The organism is Protofrankia sp. CiP1_Cm_nod2 (genome assembly GCF_920664355.1).
Classification (GTDB): domain Bacteria; phylum Actinomycetota; class Actinomycetes; order Frankiales; family Frankiaceae; genus Protofrankia.
This window is the reverse complement of the sequence record NZ_CAKKTL010000043.1, coordinates 3,866-5,912: the sequence shown is the minus strand read 5'-3', so window position 1 is coordinate 5,912 and position 2,047 is coordinate 3,866. Positions and strand designations below refer to the sequence as shown.

The following is a 2,047-nucleotide window of genomic DNA, read 5'->3' as shown; positions in this document are numbered from 1 at the left end:
CTCACGACCGAGCCGGGCCGGACGCCGGCGCGTACCCGCGCGACGACGGCGTCGGCTCCAGGGGAGGTGTAGTCAAGCGGGTCGACGTCGAAGTCCACGACCGTCCGGTAACCCGCGGCACCGGCCTCGGCGAGGATCAGTGGGGTGGCGGTGGAGGTGCCCGAGGGCCGGAAATAGCGGCCCTCGCCCGGAGCCAGCCGGGCCAGGACGTCGCGGCATCCGATGATCTCCGCCGCCACCAGGTCGGCTGGCAACGCCGTCAGTACCGGGTGGGAGTACGTGTGGTTCGCCAGTTCGTTGCCAGCCGCCAGGATGACGGGAGCAAGATCGCGATGCTCGTCCAGCCACCGTCCGACCGCGAACACGGTAATCGGGACCGAGAGTTCGGCTGCCTCGGTGAGCAGCCGATGCGCCAGGGAGAGATCCTGCTCCGCCTCGTGCGGGCCGAGATGGAAGGTCAGCGCCACCTGGGGACGGTCCCGCGGTCCGTGGGCGACCGCTGTCGCGGCCCCTCCCGGCATCAGCCCAGGTCCGGGAGGGGCCGCGGTGGCTGCCGCCCCTGAGCTGACGGGGCGGGCCGCGGCGGCAGACATCCCTGCCGACGCCGACGCGGGTGGGCTCGACCCACCGGTGGCGCAGGCCGCCAGCCCGGCGGCCGTGAACGCCGTGCCAGCGGCGGACAGGAACTGGCGACGCGATGATCGTCCAGCAACGCTCTCAGGCATGCGAATCCGATCCGGACGCTGGGGAGGTCCGAGTGTGGCGCCGAGCCGCGCCCAGGATATCGACGGGAAATTTTATGACAAAAGCTACTCAGCATGACGCCGATCCGCCAAGGATCCGGTGAAGCAGTCAGGACAGTTCCTGGGCCCCGACGCCGCGGCACAACCGGCGGATCAAGGTGAACAGGGTGTGTCCGCGCCTTCGACGACTCGGCCGCTGGGGTGTGTCTGATGGATGCTGGTCGATGTGGGCGCCGCCCGCGCGATCGAAACATCCGTCAGACACGCCCTAATCGACCTCCGCCCGGCTGAACCACGACCGAGCCTGCCGGGGAAGGCCCGGAGCCTTCACATCATCGTTGCTGCTGCCTCCACCGCCGACGGCGGCGCTCTCGACGGTCTCGACGGTCTCGACAGCGCCGCGTTGGATGCCGCCGCGCGTCACCGTCAGAAAGCCGACCAGTACGACGATCACAATAAGGGCGGCGAGGGCGACCAGGCCGTCACCGAGACCGACGCCGGACCTTCCGGCCGGCTTGCCGAGCCAGTCTGCGAACGAGGCGCCCAGCGGCCGGGTCACGACATAGGCGGACCAGAAGGCGACGACCTCACTCAGGCCGAACCGCCACCAGGCGGCCGCTGGCACCAGGATGACCACTGTGAACAGGATGGCCGAGGGCAGATAGCCGAAGTGCAACGAGTCCGCGGTGAGATCGCCCAGCGCGGTGCCCAGCGCGAACGTCACGAGCACGGTCAGCCAGTAGTAGGTCTCCCGGCGGCGGGTCACGATACTGTGGATCGACAGCGTTCCCTCACGCCGATGCCATGCGTACAAGACGGTCGCGAGGAGCACGACGTAAAAGACCGTCGAACCGATGTGGCCGACGGGCGGCCCGTCGGCGGCCATGGTGCCGAACACCGCGACCATCATCACCGCAAACCAGTAGACGGGAGCGGAGTAACTCCGGGCCCGGAACTGCAGCCAGAGCCCGAGTGTGAAGCCGAGGATGCCGACCGCGCCCGCAAGCACCAGGCTGAGGTGCGCGAGATAGTCCGAGGTCGCCTCGCCCATGCCCGTTGTCAGAATTTTGACGACCCAGAACAGCGCCGTGATCTCCGGGACCTTGGGGGCGATGGGCTCCCGACCGTGGGTCCGGCTGTGCGAGGAAGAAGGCATCGGTGTCTTTCCGGGTCGGCGACAGGGACGTTTCAGCGCTGCCGCAATACACCACACCGTTCATGTGACGGACGTGTGAGCGCATGCCGCGGCTCGAACGTCCATGACCGTCCCCACCGTCGCGAAACCAGCCCCCGAGTTTGACCCG

At 68.6% G+C, this 2,047-nt stretch carries 2 protein-coding genes; both read right to left on the bottom strand.

Annotation, left to right across the window (positions count from 1 at the left end):
• On the bottom strand, positions 1-467 hold a 467-nt coding region (locus NBW84_RS07110; RefSeq protein ID WP_250282862.1), incomplete at its 3' end, for a polysaccharide deacetylase family protein.
• Between the two features lie 544 nt (positions 468-1,011).
• Positions 1,012-1,899 (bottom strand): COG4705 family protein, encoded by an 888-nt coding sequence (locus tag NBW84_RS07105; RefSeq protein ID WP_250282861.1) that lies wholly within the window; start codon positions 1,897-1,899, stop codon positions 1,012-1,014.
• Positions 1,900-2,047: the final 148 nt, after the last annotated feature.